Genomic DNA, 18,130 nt, shown 5'->3' with positions numbered 1-18,130 from the left:
CCTGATACCGACCCCTATTTCCGGCGGAGCAGCGCGATGACGCCCGCGCCGACGGCGGCCGCCGCAGCACCCAGGCCGGCGGCGGTGCCGGCGCCCGGCCCCCGCCGGATTTCCTGGCGGACGCGGATGACGGCCGGCTCCGGGGCCGGCATCTGCGCCAGCTGCATGGACTCCTCGGTGGTCGCGGCCCACGCGGAGACGTACATGACCAGACGCCACACGAGGTAGAGCAGGACCATGAGTCCGATGATCGGCCCGAAGGTCGCACCCGCCGGGTTGGACAGGGCGTTGGAGGCGAACAGCGAACCCAGCTGCTTGATCACCTCGAAGGCGACCGCCCCGATGAGGGCGGCCTGCACGCCGGAGCGGCGCGGCACCTTCGTGCGCGGCAGGTAGAACACGAACCACGCCATGACCAGGAAGTTCGCCAGGACACCGACGACCACGGCCACGAGGAACGTGACCACCCGGATACCCGGGACATGCCCGAGCCCGACGAAGTCGAGCGCGTACTCCGTGAGCCCCGAGCTGCCGATCGCGGTGACCGAGAACGCCAGCACCAGCGCCAGGCCCAGGCCGAGGAGGCCGAGGAAGTCGGAGAACTTGTTCTTGAAGAAGTTGCCCACCGCCGTCGGGTCGACCTTCCACATCTTGGACACGCCGTAACGCAGGTTGTTCATCCAGCCGAGCCCCGACCACAGGGCGGTCAGCGCACCGATACCGGCGACAGCGCCACGCTGGTCGATGGCGGTCTCGAGGATGTCGTTGATGAGCACGCCCACCTCGCCGTCGACGGCCCCGGAGATCTGGTCCTGCACCTGCCCGAGGACCTCGGGCCTGTTGGCCAGGAAGGTGGCGATGCCCGCCACCACCAGCATGAGCAGCGGGAAGATCGCCAGCACGGAGAAGTAGGTGATGCCCGCCGAGTACTGGTTGCCGCCCATGGACGAGTAGCGTTGCTGCATCCGCATGAGATGGTCGACCATCTCGGATTTCTCCCGCACCTTGTCGACGGCACCGGGCTCGTCGTCGCGGACCCGTTCAATGCCGAACTCGTCGGTGTAACGCTCATCGGGGTGTGTGCTGGTGGCCACGGGAACTCCTCGTTGAATGTCGCATCTATCAGTGTGTTGATATGACTTCAACGGTAGGTAAGAACGCGGCGCCGTGCACCCGCTGCTGCTGAACCGTTACACCGGCGCCGGTACAGCGCCGGTACAGCGTCCGGTCAGCGTCCGGTCAGCGCAGCGGACGCAGGAAACCGACCTTGTCGTAGACGTCCTGGAGCAGCGGCTCGGAGACCTCGCGGGCCCGCTCCGCACCGGCGGCGAGGATGCGCTCGAGTTCGCCGCGGTCCTCCATGAGCTCGTCGAAACGCGCCTTCAGCGGGGTGGTGAACGCCTCCAGGGCGTCCGCGGTGTCGACCTTGAGGGCGCCGTAGCCCTGGCCCTCGTAGCCGGCGACGAGGTCGTCGACGGGGGTGCCGGTCAGGGCCGACTGGATGACCAGCAGGTTGGACACGCCCGGCTTGTTCTCCTTGTCGAAGGCGATGACCCCGTCGTTGTCGGTGACGGCCGAGCGGATGCGCTTGGCGGAGGTCTTCGGGTCGTCGAGAAGGTTGATGCAGCCCTTGGGGTTGTCCGCGGACTTGGACATCTTCGCGGTCGGGTTCTGCAGGTCCTGGATCTTGGCGGAGCCCTCCGGGATGAAGCCCTCGGGCACGACGAAGGTCTCGCCGTAGCGGGAGTTGAAGCGCTCGGCGAGGGTGCGGGTCAGCTCGAGGTGCTGGCGCTGGTCCTCACCGACCGGCACGTACTGCGGCTTGTACAGGAGGATGTCCGCGGCCATGAGCACCGGGTAGGTGAACAGTCCGACGGTGGCGCGGTCGGTGCCCTGCTTGGCGGACTTGTCCTTGAACTGGGTCATGCGCGACGCCTCGCCGAAGCCGGTGAGGCAGTTGAGCACCCAGGTCAGTTCCGCGTGCTGCGGCACATGCGACTGGACGAACAGGGTGGACTTGGCCGGGTCGATGCCCAGGGCGATGAGCTGGGCGGCACCCGCGACGGTGCGCAGGCGCAGCTCCTCCGGGTCCTGGTCGACGGTGATCGCGTGCAGGTCGGGGATGAAGTAGAACGCGTCGTAGTTGTTCTGCAGCTCGATCCACTGCTTCAGCGCACCCAGGTAGTTGCCCAGGTGGTAGGAGTCGGCGGTCGGCTGGATGCCGGAGAGTACGCGCTGGCGGGATTCGGTCGACGGGTTCTGCTCGTTCATGGCTGTTGAGTGTAGCCCGCAATGCTTAAGGCGGCGTCGATGACCTGCTTATCGACGCCGCCTTCCGCCCGGATCCGCCTAGAGCTTGCGGGAGGTCGGGCTGTACTTGTCCAGCAGGACGGCGATGCCCGAGACGATGAGGGCACCGCCGGTGCCCATGACCAGGGCAGCGACAACGGCCATCACGGAGAAGCCGACAGCCATGTACCAGAACACGCCACCGGCGAGGAGGGCGGCACCAAGGACCAGGTAGATGAGAGCGCTCATGTTGTATTCCACTTCTCTTTAAGTTCGACAGTCGTGCAATGACTTTAGCACCCGGGGGAGTTAACTGGGGTTGTCCTCGAGATCGGTCTCGGGATCATCCTCCGGGAGGACCCACCGCTGCTTCTTCTGGGCCTTGCCCTTGCGCCCCGGCAGCTTGCTGAGCAGGGAGTACCGGGAGGTGTCGAAGGAGACGCGGTTGCGGGAGCGCAGCAGGCTGCGGCGGGTGGACTGGTAGTGCAGGGAGGAGCGGGGGTTCTTCGACTCCCCCTCCGTCTGGTACTCGAACACCGGCAGGCTGAGTCCGAAGTACATGGCGATGACGCGGATGACGAAGGCCGCGACGAGCGTGATGACGATCGTCCAGTTCTCCCCCACCCCCATGGCCAGCAGGCCCATGTAGATGGACGTCGCGATGATGGAGATCGTCGCGTAGAGCTCCTTGGAGAACACCAGCGGCACCCGGTCACTCATCAGGTCGCGCAGGATGCCGCCCGACACGCCGTTGACCACCGAGGCCACGCACGCGATGACGAAGCCGTAACCCAGTTCCAGGGCCATCTGGGTGCCGATGACGGAGAAGGTGGCGAGGCCGACGGCGTCGGCGAGCAGGAACACCTTCCGGAAGTAGTGCATGAGGAAGGACAGGGACACCGTCACCAGTGCGGTGACGACCACGATGACGAGATAGACCGGCTGCTCCACCCACGTCAGGGGGTAGGTGTCGAGCACCATGTCGCGGATGGTGCCGCCGCCGAGAGCGGTGAGCGCGGCCAGGGCCACGACACCGAAGAGGTCCATCCGCTGCTTACCGGCGGCCAGGGCAGCGGTAATGGCCTCGGCGGTGATGCCGATGACGAAGGTGATGACGAGCAGATGTGCGGTATCGACAGCGTCCATGATCTATGAGTAGGTCACATTCAGTGGGGAGTGGTCGGACCAGCGGGTCTCCACGGTGGGTGCGCGGTCGACCCAGCTGCGCTCGGCTCGGTCGAGCATGCTCTTCGTCGCCGCCTGGTAGTCGATGCGCCAGCCGGCGTTGTTGTTGAACGCCTGCCCACGGTAGGTCCACCAGGTGTAGGGTCCGTCCCCCTCCGGCTGGAGGCGGCGGGCCACGTCGAACCACCGCGGTTCGGTGGCTGTACCCCGGATGGTACGCCCGTCGTAGTCGACCACCCCGAAGTACTCCCCCAGTCCGGGCTTCTCCTGCGGCGACCCGTCCGGGAAACAGCCGAACACGGAGTCCATGAACGCCCGCTCATCAGCGAGGAAGCCGGACTTGCGCATGTTCCCCTTCCAGTTCTTCAGGTCCTCGCGGCGGTGGCAGATGTTCCAGTCGCCGCCGATGACCATGTCCTCGTACTCCGCGGCCAGGCTGTCGAGGTAGGGGCCGAACTCGTCGAGAAAGCGGTACTTCTCGTCCTGTTTCTCCGAACCCGCCGAACCGGAGGGCAGGTAGAGGGAGGCGACCCGCACGCCCTCGTACGTGCCCTCGATCCAGCGGCCGGAATCGAGGAAGGAACCGAGACCCACGCGGACGTCGGAAAGCGGGGCACGGGAGAGGATGCCCACCCCCGCCCGACCCCGGGCGACCGCCGGGGCGCCGACGTAGTGCCAGCCCGCGTCGAGGGCGGGCTGCAACGCCTTGACGGACTCCTCGACGGTCGCGCGCACCTCCTGCAGGAGCACCACGTCAGCCGGGGACTGCTCCAGCCAGGCCAGCATGCCCGGATTGTCCTCGTTGCGCTGCTTGACGGCGGCGCGGATTCCATTGACGTTGACGGAGGTGATGGTCAGACTCATAGGAACCACCATATCGCCGTTGGTGGCAGGGCCCCTGCCCCGCCGGGTATCCTTAGCCGTTGACACTGCCGAGATTGAAGAAAGCGTTAGGGAGTTACATGGCAAAGATCATCTGGACCCGCACCGACGAGGCCCCGCTGCTCGCGACCTATTCGTTCAAGCCTGTTGTTGAGGCCTTCGCCGCCACCGCGGGTATCGATGTCGAGACCCGCGACATCTCCCTGGCCGGCCGCATCCTGGCCCAGTTCCCGGACCGCCTCACCGAGGAGCAGCGAGTCGCTGACGCCCTCACCGAGCTCGGCGACCTGGCCAAGACCCCGGAAGCCAACATCATCAAGCTCCCGAACATCTCGGCGTCCGTCCCGCAGCTCAAGGCAGCCATCAAGGAGCTGCAGGACCAGGGATACGACCTCCCCGACTACGTCGACTCCCCGGAGACCGACGAGGAGAAGGACGCCCGCAAGCGCTACGACGTAGTAAAGGGTTCCGCTGTGAACCCGGTACTCCGTGAGGGCAACTCCGACCGTCGTGCCCCGGAGGCCGTGAAGAACTTCGTCCGCAAGAACCCGCACCGCATGGGTGAGTGGTCCGCCGACTCCAAGACCAACGTCGCCACCATGGACTCCGACGACTTCCGTCACAACGAGCAGTCCGTCATCCTCCCGGCCGAGGACACCCTCTCCTTCGTCCACGTCGCCACCGACGGCACCGAGACCAAGCTCCGCGACGACCTCAAGGTCCTCGAGGGCGAGGTCGTCGACGGCACCGTCATGCGCGCCGCCGCCCTGCAGGAGTTCCTGGCCGAGCAGGTCAAGCGCGCCCAGGACGAGGGCATCCTGTTCTCCGTCCACCTCAAGGCCACCATGATGAAGGTCTCCGACCCGATCATCTTCGGCTACGTCGTCCGCGCCTTCTTCGCCGACGTCTACGAGAAGTACGGCGAGGAGCTGCTGGCCGCCGGTCTCGACGGCGAGAACGGCCTCGGCGCCATCTTCTCCGGACTCGAGGAACTGGAGAACGGCGAGGAGATCCGCCGTGCCTTCGACGAGGCCCTCGAGAACGGCCCTGACCTGGCGATGGTGAACTCCGACAAGGGCATCACCAACCTGCACGTCCCGTCCGACGTCATCGTCGACGCCTCCATGCCCGCCATGATCCGCACCTCCGGCCAGATGTGGAACAAGGACGACAAGACCCAGGACACCCTGGCCGTCATCCCGGACTCCTCCTACGCCGGCGTCTTCCAGACCGTCATCGACGACTGCAAGGCCAACGGCGCCTTCGACCCGACCACCATGGGCACCGTCCCGAACGTCGGCCTCATGGCCCAGAAGGCCGAGGAGTACGGCTCCCACGACAAGACCTTCCGCATCGCCGCGGACGGCAAGGTCGAGGTCCGCAACTCCGCCGGTGACGTCCTGCTCGAGCACGAGGTCTCCGAGGGCGACATCTGGCGCGCCTGCCAGACCAAGGACGCCCCGATCCAGGACTGGGTCAAGCTGGCCGTCGACCGCGCCCGCATCTCCGGCATGCCGGCCGTCTTCTGGCTGGACCCGGAGCGCGCCCACGACCGCAACCTCACCACCCTGGTGGAGAAGTACCTGGCCGACCACGACACCGAGGGCCTGGACATCCGCATCCTCTCCCCGGTCGAGGCGACCCAGCTGTCCGTCGACCGCATCCGCCGCGGCGAGGACACCATCTCCGTGACCGGTAACGTCCTGCGTGACTACAACACCGACCTCTTCCCGATCCTCGAGCTGGGCACCTCCGCCAAGATGCTCTCCGTCGTGCCGCTGATGGCCGGTGGCGGCCTCTTCGAGACCGGTGCCGGTGGCTCCGCCCCGAAGCACGTCCAGCAGGTCGTCGAGGAGAACCACCTGCGCTGGGACTCCCTCGGTGAGTTCCTCGCCCTGGCCGAGTCCCTGCGCCACGTCGCCCGCACCCAGGACAACGCGAAGGCCGCCGTCCTGGCCGACGCCCTGGACAAGGCCACCGAGAAGGTCCTGTCCGAGGGCAAGTCCCCGTCCCGCAAGGTCGGCGAGATCGACAACCGTGGCTCCCACTTCTACCTCGCGTCCTACTGGGCCGAGGCCCTGGCCGCACAGTCCGACGACGCCGAGCTGGCCGCGACCTTCCAGCCGGTCGCCGAGGCCCTGGCCGCCGACGCCGCGACCATCGACCAGGAGCTCATCGACAACCAGGGTTCCGCCGTGGACCTCGGCGGCTACTACGCCCCGTCCGATGAGAAGACCTCCGACGTGATGCGTCCGTCCGCGAAGTTCAACGAGATCATCGACGGTCTGAAGAAGTAACCCCCGCTTTCCGACGCCGCCCTGCCCCGCCACCGGGGCAGGGCGGCGTCGCCTTTGGGCAGGGCCCCGGACGAACCACTTGGTCTACCGTCCCTTTATTTTTATTCATGCGCCCTGAACTGCGGAGACAGGGTTTGGACAGACAGCTCGGTTTACGTCGAAAAGCGGTGCGCCGTACTCTTCTCCCATGACCCGATACGACAACTCCGCAGCAGACCAGTGGGACTTCGAGACCCGCTCCATCCACGCCGGCCAGAACCCGGACCCCGCGACCGGTTCCCGTAACCAGCCGATCCACCTGACGACCTCCTACGTCTTCAACTCGGCCGAGCACGCGAAGCAGCGTTTCGCCCTCGAGGACCTCGGTCCCGTCTACTCGCGCCTGACCAACCCCACCGTGGAGGTGCTGGAGAACCGCCTCGCCTCGCTCGAGGGCGGCGTCCACGCGGTGGCGTTCGCGTCGGGCCAGGCCGCGGAGACGGCGGCGATCCTCAACGTGGCGGGCGCCGGCGACCACATCGTCACCTCCCCGCACCTCTACGGCGGCACGGAGACGCTCTTCCTGGTGACGCTCAAGCGCCTCGGCATCGAGGTGGGCTTCGTGGAGGACCCGGCCGACCCGGAGTCCTGGCAGGCCGCCGTCCGGCCGAACACCCGCGCCTTCTACGGCGAGACCTTCGGCAACCCGGCCGCGGACATCCTCGACATCCCGGCCGTCGCCGAGGTCGCGCACCGCAACGGTGTGCCGCTCATCGTGGACAACACCATCGCCACCGCCGCGCTGGTCCGCCCGCTGGAGCTGGGTGCCGACGTCGTCGTCGCCTCCCTCACCAAGTTCTACACCGGCAACGGCTCCGCCCTGGGCGGCATCCTCGTCGACGGCGGCAAGTTCGACTGGACCGTCGAGCGCGACGGCCAGCCGGTCCACGAGCAGTTCGTCACCCCGGACCCGGCGTACCACGGTCTGCGCTACGCCGACCTCGGTGCCGCGGCCTTCGGCCTCAAGGCCCGGGTGGGTCTGCTGCGCGACACGGGGGCGTCGATAAGCCCCTTCAACGCCTGGGTGACGCTGCAGGGCCTGGACACCCTGAGCCTGCGCGTCGAGCGGCACAACGAGAACGCCCTGCAGGTCGTCGAGTTCCTGCGCAACCACCCGAAGGTGGCGAAGGTGAACTTCGCCGGCACGGAGGACTCCCCCTACCGCGCGGTGAAGGAGAGGCTCGGCCTGACCTACACCGGTTCGGTGCTCACGTTCGAGCTCGCCCCGGCGGGTTCCGACGAGCAGGACCGCGCCAACGCCTGGACCCTCATCGACGCGCTGCGGCTGCACTCCAACCTGGCGAACGTCGGCGACGTCCGCTCCCTGGTGGTCCACCCGGCGACGACGACCCACTCCCAGTCCGACGCCGAGGGCCTGGCGCGGGCGCAGGTCACGCAGCGGACGATCCGCCTGTCGGTGGGCATCGAGAAGATCACCGACATCATCGCCGACCTGGAGAACGCCCTGAACGCCGTCTAAGAGACAGCTTGGTCCACATACATTCACGTCCCCCACCTGGGGAGACGTGGATGTCGGCGACCCTTCTGTTTGCGTGGTCACGCGCGGAAACCTACCCTTTCAGGAGACCGTGCCGAATGTAGGCACCGAGGACGACAAACTGTCCCCCGGGACCCCCACCAGACCACTAGGACGGTGAGTTTCCATCTCTACCCTCAACCTGGCCCCCCAGGGCGAACTCGCGCAGGTGCGCATCGGTGATCTCCACACGGAGGCCGGTGGCGTCATCAACGACGTCACCATCGCCTACCGCCGCTGGGGCGAGTTCCGGGGAGACCCGGACGGGATGAACAACCTCGTGCTCATCGAACACGCCCTCACCGGCGACACCAACGTCGCCGACTGGTGGTGTGACCTGCTCGGCCCCGGCCGGGCGCTCGACACCGACGCGTGGTGCATCGTGTGCACCAACGTCATCGGCGGCTGCCAGGGCTCGACCGGCCCCGCCTCCGAACACCCCGACGGCGGCCGCTGGGGATCCCGCTTCCCGGCGATCTCCATCCGCGACCAGGTCACCGCGGAGAAGCAGTTCCTCGACGCCCTCGGCGTCTCCCGCATCCACGCCGTCCTCGGCGGTTCCATGGGCGGTGCCCGCACCCTCGAGTGGGCGATGATGTACCCGGACAAGGTCAACGCCGTGTGCGTCATCGCCGTCTCCGCCCGGGCCAGCGCCTGGCAGATCGGCATCCAGTCCGCGCAGATCTCCGCCATCGAGCGTGACCCCGCCTGGCAGGGCGGCGACTTCTACGACACCGGTGCCTCCCCCGACGCCGGCCTCGCCGCCGCCCGCCGCATCGCCCACCTCACCTACCGCGGTGAGCAGGAGCTCGACGAGCGTTTCGGCGCCGCCCGCCAGGACGGGGAGAACCCGCTGGGCACCTTCCGGGACCCCGCCCAGCGTTTCGCCGTCGAGAGCTACCTGCAGTACCACGGCCGCAAGCTGGTCGAGCGTTTCGACGCCGGCAGCTACGTCACCCTCACCGAGGCCCTCAACCGGCACAACATCGGCCGGGGCCGCGGGGGCCTGAACAAGGCGCTGGCGGCCTGCACGGTGCCGACGATGATCGTCGGCGTCGACACGGACATCCTGTACCCGTACCACCAGCAGGAGCACCTCTCCCGCAACGTCGGTGAGCTGATGGGCATCGCCCGGATCTCCTCCCCTGTCGGCCACGACGCCTTCCTGGCGGAGTTCCGGCAGATGGACCGCATCCTCCGGCGCTTCTTCGTCCTCAGCGTGCTGGACGAGGACGCCCAGGAGGACGACGGCTACCTCATCTAGCAACCCGAACGTGCCGCGAGGGGGCTCCCAGCCATCGGTTGGGAGCCCCCTCGCGGCACGTTTCGCGGGGTCACGAGCCCAGCGCGTCCACCGAGGCCGCCAGGAACGCCATCGTCCCCCCGAGGACGGTGCAGAAGGCGGCGTCGAAACGCCGGGAGCGCACGGCGAACACCCCGACGATGCGGGAGTCGCACGCGTAGCGCACCACGGCCAGCCACATGAGTGAGACGCCGAGCACGAACGTCGCGCGGCGCCAGTGCTCGGTGAGCGCGAAGACGCTCGCCACGACCACGCCGAGCAGGAACCACACGACGAATCCCCACTGCACCCACCGGGGCAGCCGCGAGGGCGCCACGTCCAGGTCGTGGGGATTATCCAGGGGTCTACTCACCTGCGAGCAGTTCCGCCCTCTCGACGACGTTGGCCACGAGGAAGGCGCGGGTCAGCGGGCCGACGCCGCCCGGGTTCGGGGAGGCGTAGCCGGCGACCTCCCAGACGTCGGGGTGGACGTCGCCGGCGAGCTTGCCGTCGAGACGCGAGACGCCGACGTCGAGGACCGCGGCACCCGGCTTGACCATGTCGGCGGTGAGCATGTGCGGCACGCCGGCGGCGGCGATGATGACGTCCGCGTTCTTCGTCTCCGCCGCCAGGTCCTTGGTGCCGGTGTGGCACAGGGTGACGGTGGAGTTCTCGGAGCGGCGGGTGAGCATGAGGCCGATCGGGCGGCCGACGGTCACGCCACGGCCGATGACGACGACCTTCGCGCCGTCGAGCTCGACGCCGAAGCGGCGCAGCAGGTGGATGGAGCCGTTCGGGGTGCACGGCAGCGGGGCCGGCTCGTTGAGGACGAGCTTGCCCAGGTTGACCGGGTGGAGGCCGTCGGCGTCCTTGTCCGGGTCGATGGCGGCGAGCACGGCGTTCTCGTCGAGGTGCTTCGGCAGCGGCAGCTGCACGATGTAGCCGGTGCAGGCCGGGTCGTTGTTGAGCTCGTCGATGACGGCGAGCAGGTCCTCCTGGGAGATATCCGCCGGCAGATCCTTACGGATCGAGTTGATGCCGATCTGCTCGCAGTCGCGGTGCTTCATCTTCACGTAGGAGTGGGAGGCCGGGTCGTCGCCGACCAGGACCGTCGCCAGGCCGGGGACGATGCCCTTCTCCTTGAGGGCGGCGGTGCGCTTCGCCAGGTCCTCGAAGATCTCGTCGCGGTAGAGTTGTCCGTCAAGTTTGATCGCAGTCACGCCCCTCATCCTAGACTCTTGTGAATGGCCCGACTGCACGTCATCTTCGATAACCCCGTCATTCCCCCGAACACGGGCAACGCCATCCGCATGTGCGCGGGGTCCGGGGCGCACCTCCACCTGGTGGAGCCGCTGGGTTTCGATCTCAGCGAGAAGCACCTGCGCCGCGCCGGTCTGGACTACCACGACCTCGCGGAGGTCACCGTCCACGGTTCCTTCGAGGAATGCTTGTCGACGCTCCCCTCCTCCCGCATCTTCCCCTTCACCACACAGGCGACCGTGTGGCACACCGACGTGGCGTGGCGGGAGGGTGACGCCCTGCTCTTCGGCACCGAGACCACCGGCCTGCCGGAGTCGGTGCTCGCGCACCCGCGCCTGGAACACGAGGTGCGCATCCCCATGATCCCGGGGCGTCGCTCGATGAATCTGTCCAACTCGGCGGCCGTGGCCACCTACGAGGCCTGGCGTCAGCTCGGCTTCCCGGGCGGGGTGTAGGCGGGCAGGGCACGCCGCCGCAGCTGGTTGAGCAGGGCGTTGCCGTCCTCGGGGGTGAGGTCCTCCCCGGCCATGCGGACGGGCCCGGGCACGAGGTCGAAACGCACCGTGCACAGGCCGAGGAGCTGCTGCAGGGGCCCGCGGGTGAGTGAGAGCTCCTGGATGTGGCTGGGGTGGATCACCGCGATCCGGGTGCTCAGGCGTCCCTTCCGGGTGATCACGGCGTCGTCGCGCACCGTCACCGACTGCTGGCGCAGGTCGATGGGTGAGACCCAGCGGGCGCGGGCCGGGGAGGTGTAGGTGGGGGCGTCGACAAGCGGGGCGGGGGCGATGACCGCCAGCAGGGCGTCGGCCTGCTCCCGGGAACCGACGGGCAGGAGGGTGGTCGTCGCGGAGTTGCGTCCCGACGTCGCGCCGTAGCCCGCCACCGAGACCGACACGAACCACCAGCCGGTGGCCCGCCACAGGGCAGGCTGGACGAGGCGTACGCCGTGGATGCGTTCCAGCGGGATCGACTGTTTCCGACGGTCGGCCAGACCGTAGGAGAGGTGGAGGGTGTCGTCGTCGAGACGCGCGGTGAAACGCCAGGCCCTGTCGATCTGATTCCAGATGACGGGCACGAAACCGAGGAGGACGGGCACGAGGGTGGCCCAGCTCAGCGGGGAGAGCAGGACCGAGAACACCGCGAGGACGCCGCCGAGGCTGCTGCCCTGCAGCGCTGCGGCCGCCAGGGAACGGGCGACGGGGATCTCCGGGACGATGACCCGGCCCTGCTCGGGGTGGTCGGCCCCGGGGGCGGGCGTGGTGCGGGCGCGGGCGAGGACCTCGCGGCGCACCGCCTCGGCCTCCGCCCGGGGCAGGTAGGCGATCTCGATGACGGAGTCACCGCCGCCGGCCGTCTCCACCCGCACGGACGCCAGCCCGAAGACCCGGGCGACGACGGACTCGACGACGTCGACCGCCTGGATGCGGTCATAACGCGCGGTGCGCAGCGCCTTGTTGAACACCCCCTGCCGCAGCGACACCTCCTCGGCGTCGAGGCGGAAACCCATCGCCTGCCACCACACCTGGGACGCGAACCACACCAGGGCGCAGGCCAGGACGAACGCGCCCGCCAGGCCCAGCAGGGGCAGGAACTGGCCCTGCTCCAGCCAGGCCCATGCCCGGGTGAGCACCGCGACGTTGACGTTGACCACGACGACGGCCAGCACGGCCAGGATGACCGTCCAGAACTTCAGCAGCGGGGTGAGGCGGTGGACGTGACGCCAGTTGTTCACAGCCCGCTCATCCTCTCCCGGGCCTTGACCGCCAGCCGGTCACGCAGGGCGTCGGCGGTGTCGGCGGGCAGCCCCTCGACGACCGAGTCCGAGGACGCCGACGCCGTGTGCAGCTTGAGCGTCTTCATCCCCAGGGCGCGTTCGACGGGCCCGGCGGTGACGTCGACGAACTGGATCCGCCCGTAGGGCACCACCGTGAACGTGTGCCACAGGCGTCCCTTCGTGATGAGCAGCTCATCCTCCGTCTCCTGCCATCCCAGCAGCCTGACCTGCGCCGGGATGAGCCACACCTGCCAGGCGAGGAGCGCCAGGAACACGCCCGCGCCGATCCAGAACCACGGACTCACCCACCAGGCCAGGGCCGCGAGGAGCCCCGCGGCGATGACGAACGCCGGAAGGCGGCCGATGTAGCGGGCGGTGACGAGTTTCGGGGAGACAGGGTTCACGCCTCCACCCTAGGGAAAGCGGGCGTGAACTACTCCGCCGACCCCGGCAGGCTCACGCGGATGTCGCCGAGGCTGGACTCCGCGACGGGCACCGGGACCCCGGCGACGGTGACGGTGAGCAGGCCGGCGGCGGGGGCGGCGTCGACACGCAGGTGGGCGCCGGGGACGATGCCGTGACCCGCGAGGTAGCGCAGGAGGTCCGGGTCGCGGTCGTTGATCTGCTCGACGAGGACCTCCGTGCCCGGCGCGACGGCGGTGAGGCTCAGGCCCGGCAGCTTCTCGACGCTCCCGTCCGCCGTCGGGATCGGGTCGCCGTGGGGGTCGCGGGCGGGGTGGCCGAGGTGGGCGTCCATGCGCTCGAGAAGCCGGTCGGAGACGCCGTGTTCCAGCAGGTCAGCGTCCTCGTGGACCTCGTCCCAGGTGTAGCCGAGGACGGTGACCAGGAAGGTCTCCAGGAGCCGGTGGCGGCGCACCATCGCCAGCGCGAGGCGACGCCCCTCGGCGGTGAGGGTGACGCCGGCGTAGGGCTCGTGGTGGACGAGACCCTGGCGGGCCAGACGCTTGACCGCCTCGGAGGCGGTGGGCAATTTCTGACCGGTGAGGCGGGCGAGGTCGCCGAGGGCGGCGGGGGTGCCGGGGGCGTCGGAAAGCTCCGCGATGTCCCACAGGGCCTTGAGGTAGTCCTGCGAACGGTCGGGGAGGTCATGGACGTGCATGGGGCCATGGTAGCCGGAGCCGTCTTGCCTCCCGGCAGGTCAGGCACTACCGTACCTGGAAGTTCAATCCATTGAACTTGATAGTCCAGAATACCAGAAAGGACGTTTCAATGCGACGCATCCTCGGGGCGGCCACGGCCCTCGCCCTGCTCCTGCCCCTCAGCGCCTGCGCCGGGGACGGCGGCACCGGAGCCGACCGCCCACTCACCGTCTACGCCACCACCGGCTACATCGCCGACGCCGTCCGCACCATCGCCCCCGACGCGCAGGTGACCACGATGGTCGGCCCCGGCGGCGACCCGCACACCTACCAGCCGTCGACCCGCGACGTCGAGACCCTGCGCACCTCCGACATCGTCTTCTCCAACGGCCTGTACCTCGAGGCACAGATGATCACCCAGCTGGAGTCGCTCGGCGACCGGCACCGCGCCCTCGGCGACCGTCTGCCGCAGGACCTGCTCCTCCCCTGGGACGAGACCGACCCCGACGGCAACGAACTGTTCGACCCCCACGTGTGGAACAGCCCCGACGCCTGGCAGCTCGTCGTCGACGACATCGCCGAGCGCCTCGCCGAGGAGGACCCGGACAACGCACAGACCTACCGCGACAACGCCCGGACCTACAACGGGCAGATCGCCGAGCTGGCCGCACGCTCCCAGCGGGAACTCGCCGACCTGGAGGCCCCGCGCATCCTCGTCACCGGCCACGACGCCTTCGGCTACTTCGGGCAGACCTTCGACCTGGAGGTCCGCGCCACCGACTTCATCTCCACCGAGGCGGTGCTCTCCCCCACCGAACTCTCCGAACTCGCCGACTACATCGCGGACAACCGCATCCCGGTGATCTTCCGTGACAACCAGGCCAGCCCCCAGGCGATCACCTCGCTCGAGGAGGCCGTCGCCTCCCGAGGCTGGTCCGTCACCATCTCCGCCGAGGAACTCTTCGCCGACTCCCTCGGCCCGGAGGCCCCCGTGGACACCTACCTCGGCGCGTTCGAGCACAACGTCAGCACCGTCGCCCGGGGCCTGGGCGCGAGGAACGCGGGGTAGGGGAGATGTCTCCGTCTGTCGCCGCCGCGGCCCGCGGCCTCACCGTCGCCTACCACTCCACCCCGGTCCTGCGGGACATCTCCCTGACGGTCCCCGTCGGGGTGGTCATGGGTGTGGTCGGCCCCAACGGCTCCGGCAAGTCCACCCTGCTCAAGGCCATGCTCGGGCTGGTGCCCCCGGCCTCCGGTGACGCCCTGTTCTTCGGGCGTCCGCTCGCGCAGGTCCGCCAGCAGGTCGGGTACATGCCGCAGCACACCTCGGTCGACTGGGACTTCCCCACCACCGTCGCCGACGTCGTGCTCATGGGCACCTACGGACGGCTGGGCTGGCTGCGCCGGCCCGGCAGGGCGGAGAAGCAGGCCGCCGCCCGCGCCATGGAGGCCACCTGTGTCACCGACCTCGCCGACCGCCAGATCGGGCAGCTGTCCGGCGGCCAGCGCCAGCGCGTGTTCCTGGCCCGCACCCTGGCCCAGGAACCGGACCTGTTCATCATGGACGAACCCTTCCAGGGGGTCGACGCCTTCTCCCAGCAGGCCATCGTCGACGTCCTCCATGACCTGCGCGCACAGGGCCGGACCGTCATCCTCGTCCACCACGACCTGTCCACGGTCGCCGACTACTGCGACCACGTGACCCTGCTCGGCGGCGACGCCCGCCGCGGCGTGGTGGCCAGCGGCGAGGTGTCGACCCACTTCACGCACGAGAACATCGCCGCCGCCTACGGGCTCTCGGTGACACCATGAGCCCGACCAGCTTCTTCGCCGACCACACCTACATGATGGTCACCGCCGGGACCACCGTCATCGGGGCCGTCGCCGGCGCCCTGGGATCCTTCGCCTACCTGCGTCGGCAGTCGCTCATCAGCGACGTCATCGCCCACGCCGCCCTCCCCGGCACCCTCCTGGCGTTCCTCGTGCTCACCGCCCTGGGTCTCGACGGCCGCTCCATGACCGGCATGCTCGTCGGCGCCACCCTCGCCGGGACCCTGGCCATCGCCGCCGCGAACGCCATCACCCGGGTCTCCCCCATCGCCGTCGACACCGCCATGGCCGTCGTCCTGTCCAGTCTCTTCGGCCTGGGCATGCTGCTCATGCAGTACATCCAGCGCCACCCGCTGCCCGGCAAGGGCGGCATCCAGGACTACCTCTTCGGCAACGCCTCCACCATCACGCGCGCCGACCTCACCGTCTCCCTCGTCGTCGGGGCGCTGGCGCTGCTGGTGGTGGCGGTGTTCTGGAAGGAGTTCGTGCTCTCGACCTTCGACCGTGACCTGGCCGGCCTGCTCGGCTTCTCCCACCGGAGGGTCGACCCGCTCATCTTCGTCACCATCGCCCTGGCGACGGTCATCGGGGTCAAGGCCGTCGGACTCGTGCTCATGGTGGCCTTCGTGGTCACGCCCCCGGCCGCCGCCCGGCAGTGGACGCGGACGATGCGGGGCATGGTCGTGCTCTCCGGTGTGTTCGGCGCGGTGGGCTCCGCCCTCGGCGCCTACCTGTCGATCGCCCTCGGGCCGCTGCCCACCGGGCCCGTCATCGTGCTCGTCCTCTTCGTCCTCCTGCTCCTCTCCCTGGTGTTCTCCCCGCGCAGCATCGTCGCCCGCGCGTGGCGGCACCGCCGTCTCTCCCTGGAGGTCGTGTCATGATCTTCATCCTCGGCACCGCGGCCCTCGCCGTGGTCACCGCCCTGGCCTGTGCCCTGCCCGGCGTGTTCGTGGTCCTGCGGAAGAACTCCATGCTTGTCGACGGCATGTCCCACGCCGTCTTCCCCGGCATCGTCGTCGGGTTCATGCTGACCTACGACCTGCGGTCCCCCTGGCTCATCCTGGGGGCCGCCACGACCGGGCTGCTCGTGGTCATCGGCTCGGAATGGCTGACCGCCACCCGCCTGCTCACCGGCGACGCCCCCCAGGGCCTCATCTTCCCCGCCCTCTTCGCCGGGGGCATCATCCTCGTGACCTCCCGCTTCGCGCACGTGCACCTCGACGTCCACACCGTCCTCGTCGGCGACCTCAACCTGGCGTCCTTCGACCGGTTGCTGGTGGGTGGTGTCGATGCGGGTCCCGCCTACCTCTACGTCATGCTCGCGGTGCTGGGCGTCAACGCACTGTTCCTCACCGCCTTCCTCCCCCAGATGAAGGCCTCCACCTTCGACCCCCAGGCCGCCGCCGTCCAGGGCATCCCCGTCCGGCGGCTCAACCTGGCCTTCATGTTCCTCGTCTCGGTCACCGTCACGGCGGCCTTCCACGCGGCCGGCGCCATCCTGGTCATCGCCCTCGTGGTCGCCCCCGCCGCCACCGCGCTGCTCCTCAGCACCCGCCTCGACCGGATGATCCTGTGGACCCTCACCATCGCCGGTACCGGCGCGGGCACCGGCTTCTGGCTGGCCTACGTCACCGACACGTCCACCTCCGCGGCGATGGCGGTGTTCTACGGTGTGCTGTTTCTCGCGGTGCTGCTGAGTACACGCCATGCTTCCCGACGCCGCCAGCTACGCTGACTGACGTGACCGCCCTCGAATACCTCATCGCCAAGATGCCCACCGGCGCCACCGTCGCCGTGCTCATCGCCTTCGCCTCGACGTTGATGACCCGCGAGATGCCCCTCGACTTCCTGGACATCATCTTCTTCCTGGGCGTGTGGCTGGCCGGCACCATCGCCGCCGCGGCAATCCTCGCGTTCCTGGAGTACGCCCGCGACCACTGGCTGTAGCCGCCCGACACGGTCGAGACCACTTCTTCGGGACCAGCCCGCCAGGGCACCCACAGAGTCGAGACCAGTCTCCGCTCGACCGTGTGGTCTCGACCTTGCGGAGGGACGGGGTGGGGTGGCGCAGGTGGCGCGGCCCTACAGCCCCTCGTCGTCGCGGCGCACCTCATAGGACCGCGAGTCCGACCAGCCGGGCGAGGTGAAGGGGTGGTTCTGCCACTGGGCGCCGTGCTCCCTGAGGTGCGCGATGCCGTCACGGCAGAAGAGGCCCACCGGCACAGAGGAGATCGCCTGGGCGACCCGCTTCTTCGCCCCCAGGAAGATGGCGGCGTTGAACTCGGCGGTCGGTTCGTCTCCCTGGCCGAACACCACCCGGAGGAAGCCGGCCACGTCCTCCTCCAGCTTGTCGATTCCCCCGCTGAACGTGTCGATCAGCCCCCGGATGAGCCACTCCTGGTACCGGTCCTCGTCGTAGACCTCGCCGACGGGGAAGAAACCGGCCGGGAAGAGGGCACTGGACAGCTGGTCGGCCTGCAGCTGCACCACGCGGGAGGCCTCCGCGGTGGAGAGGTCGCACTCGCGGATCAGGGAGGACAGGACGTCTGTGACGGTGGTGGCGGCGGCAATGTCATCGGCGATCTGATCGAGCGTTACCCGGGAAGAGGATGCGGTCTCCATGCCTCAATCATAGGTGGACCGCATGAGCCCGAC

General features: G+C 68.8%; 20 protein-coding genes. 9 read left to right on the top strand and 11 right to left on the bottom strand.

Features of this window, described 5'->3' with window-relative positions; all coding sequences use genetic code 11:
• Positions 1 to 14: 14 nt before the first annotated feature.
• The 5 genes from B842_RS02450 to B842_RS02430 form a co-directional block, all read right to left on the bottom strand.
• Positions 15 to 1,094, bottom strand: a complete 1,080-nt coding sequence (locus B842_RS02450) for a YhjD/YihY/BrkB family envelope integrity protein (RefSeq protein ID WP_040085000.1) — start codon at positions 1,092 to 1,094, stop codon at positions 15 to 17.
• A gap of 145 nt (positions 1,095 to 1,239) precedes the next feature.
• Entirely contained in the window at positions 1,240 to 2,271 is a 1,032-nt protein-coding gene (gene trpS, locus B842_RS02445; protein WP_040084999.1) for a tryptophan--tRNA ligase, read from the bottom strand.
• 78 nt (positions 2,272 to 2,349) lie between these two features.
• Positions 2,350 to 2,538: a hypothetical protein gene (locus B842_RS02440; protein WP_040084998.1), complete on the bottom strand. Its 189-nt coding sequence runs from the start codon at positions 2,536 to 2,538 to the stop codon at positions 2,350 to 2,352.
• A 60-nt stretch (positions 2,539 to 2,598) separates the two neighbouring features.
• A complete protein-coding gene (locus tag B842_RS02435) occupies positions 2,599 to 3,435 on the bottom strand; it encodes a trimeric intracellular cation channel family protein (RefSeq protein WP_082028341.1) in 837 nt (278 codons plus the stop codon).
• A gap of 3 nt (positions 3,436 to 3,438) precedes the next feature.
• Complete coding sequence (locus tag B842_RS02430) at positions 3,439 to 4,338, bottom strand: exodeoxyribonuclease III (RefSeq protein WP_040084997.1); 900 nt, start codon at positions 4,336 to 4,338, stop codon at positions 3,439 to 3,441.
• 98 nt (positions 4,339 to 4,436) lie between these two features.
• Between B842_RS02430 and B842_RS02425 the strand changes: the two genes are divergently transcribed.
• From B842_RS02425 to metX, 3 genes are all read left to right on the top strand, one after another.
• Positions 4,437 to 6,653, top strand: a complete 2,217-nt coding sequence (locus tag B842_RS02425) for an NADP-dependent isocitrate dehydrogenase (protein WP_040084995.1) — start codon at positions 4,437 to 4,439, stop codon at positions 6,651 to 6,653.
• Positions 6,654 to 6,840: 187 nt separating this feature from the next.
• Positions 6,841 to 8,172, top strand: coding sequence for an O-acetylhomoserine/O-acetylserine sulfhydrylase (locus B842_RS02420; protein WP_040084993.1), 1,332 nt, complete (start codon positions 6,841 to 6,843; stop codon positions 8,170 to 8,172).
• Positions 8,173 to 8,398: 226 nt separating this feature from the next.
• Positions 8,399 to 9,493 carry a homoserine O-acetyltransferase MetX gene (metX, locus tag B842_RS02415; protein WP_245631332.1) on the top strand — a complete coding sequence of 365 codons (1,095 nt, stop codon included), beginning with the start codon at positions 8,399 to 8,401 and terminating at the stop codon, positions 9,491 to 9,493.
• A gap of 70 nt (positions 9,494 to 9,563) precedes the next feature.
• On the opposite strand, the gene B842_RS02410 is transcribed toward metX, so the two are convergent.
• Positions 9,564 to 9,884 carry a DUF3017 domain-containing protein gene (locus tag B842_RS02410; protein ID WP_040084991.1) on the bottom strand — a complete coding sequence of 107 codons (321 nt, stop codon included), beginning with the start codon at positions 9,882 to 9,884 and terminating at the stop codon, positions 9,564 to 9,566.
• Positions 9,877 to 10,731, bottom strand: coding sequence for a bifunctional methylenetetrahydrofolate dehydrogenase/methenyltetrahydrofolate cyclohydrolase (locus B842_RS02405; RefSeq protein WP_040084990.1), 855 nt, complete (start codon positions 10,729 to 10,731; stop codon positions 9,877 to 9,879). Before B842_RS02405 ends, B842_RS02410 begins: the two co-directional genes overlap by 8 nt.
• 24 nt (positions 10,732 to 10,755) lie before the next feature.
• Between B842_RS02405 and B842_RS02400 the strand changes: the two genes are divergently transcribed.
• The gene (locus B842_RS02400; protein ID WP_040084987.1) at positions 10,756 to 11,226 is read left to right on the top strand and encodes a tRNA (cytidine(34)-2'-O)-methyltransferase; all 471 of its coding nucleotides are present in this window, start codon (positions 10,756 to 10,758) and stop codon (positions 11,224 to 11,226) included.
• Here B842_RS02400 and B842_RS02395 read toward each other — a convergent pair.
• The 3 genes from B842_RS02395 to B842_RS02385 are packed head-to-tail and all read right to left on the bottom strand — an operon-like array spanning position 11,199 to position 13,665.
• Positions 11,199 to 12,503: a PH domain-containing protein gene (locus tag B842_RS02395; protein ID WP_040084985.1), complete on the bottom strand. Its 1,305-nt coding sequence runs from the start codon at positions 12,501 to 12,503 to the stop codon at positions 11,199 to 11,201. The two genes, B842_RS02400 and B842_RS02395, sit on opposite strands and share 28 nt — an antisense overlap.
• Positions 12,500 to 12,949, bottom strand: a complete 450-nt coding sequence (locus B842_RS02390; RefSeq protein WP_040084983.1) for a PH domain-containing protein — start codon at positions 12,947 to 12,949, stop codon at positions 12,500 to 12,502. Before B842_RS02390 ends, B842_RS02395 begins: the two co-directional genes overlap by 4 nt.
• 29 nt (positions 12,950 to 12,978) lie before the next feature.
• Positions 12,979 to 13,665 carry a metal-dependent transcriptional regulator gene (locus B842_RS02385; RefSeq protein ID WP_040084981.1) on the bottom strand — a complete coding sequence of 229 codons (687 nt, stop codon included), beginning with the start codon at positions 13,663 to 13,665 and terminating at the stop codon, positions 12,979 to 12,981.
• 110 nt (positions 13,666 to 13,775) lie between these two features.
• On the opposite strand from B842_RS02385, the gene B842_RS02380 reads away from it, so the two are divergent.
• Genes B842_RS02380 through B842_RS02360 form a run of 5 tightly spaced genes read left to right on the top strand, consistent with a single transcriptional unit; the run spans position 13,776 to position 17,422 of the window.
• Positions 13,776 to 14,714 (top strand): metal ABC transporter substrate-binding protein, encoded by a 939-nt coding sequence (locus B842_RS02380; protein WP_040084979.1) that lies wholly within the window; start codon positions 13,776 to 13,778, stop codon positions 14,712 to 14,714.
• Between the two features lie 5 nt (positions 14,715 to 14,719).
• Entirely contained in the window at positions 14,720 to 15,457 is a 738-nt protein-coding gene (locus B842_RS02375; RefSeq protein ID WP_040084978.1) for a metal ABC transporter ATP-binding protein, read from the top strand.
• Positions 15,454 to 16,356: a metal ABC transporter permease gene (locus B842_RS02370; RefSeq protein WP_040084977.1), complete on the top strand. Its 903-nt coding sequence runs from the start codon at positions 15,454 to 15,456 to the stop codon at positions 16,354 to 16,356. The genes B842_RS02375 and B842_RS02370 overlap by 4 nt, the downstream gene beginning before the upstream one ends.
• The gene (locus B842_RS02365; RefSeq protein ID WP_040084975.1) at positions 16,353 to 17,210 is read left to right on the top strand and encodes a metal ABC transporter permease; all 858 of its coding nucleotides are present in this window, start codon (positions 16,353 to 16,355) and stop codon (positions 17,208 to 17,210) included. Before B842_RS02370 ends, B842_RS02365 begins: the two co-directional genes overlap by 4 nt.
• Positions 17,211 to 17,215: 5 nt before the next feature.
• The gene (locus B842_RS02360; RefSeq protein ID WP_040084974.1) at positions 17,216 to 17,422 is read left to right on the top strand and encodes a hypothetical protein; all 207 of its coding nucleotides are present in this window, start codon (positions 17,216 to 17,218) and stop codon (positions 17,420 to 17,422) included.
• A 135-nt stretch (positions 17,423 to 17,557) separates the two neighbouring features.
• Here the strand turns inward: B842_RS02360 and B842_RS02355 are convergent, their stop codons facing one another.
• Positions 17,558 to 18,097 (bottom strand): hypothetical protein, encoded by a 540-nt coding sequence (locus tag B842_RS02355; RefSeq protein ID WP_040084973.1) that lies wholly within the window; start codon positions 18,095 to 18,097, stop codon positions 17,558 to 17,560.
• Positions 18,098 to 18,130 lie beyond the last annotated feature (33 nt).

Origin of the sequence: Corynebacterium humireducens NBRC 106098 = DSM 45392 (genome assembly GCF_000819445.1) — a bacterium.
Lineage (GTDB): Bacteria > Actinomycetota > Actinomycetes > Mycobacteriales > Mycobacteriaceae > Corynebacterium > Corynebacterium humireducens.
The sequence above is the reverse complement of the archived record's forward strand: the minus strand, read 5'-3'. Positions and strand labels throughout refer to the sequence as shown.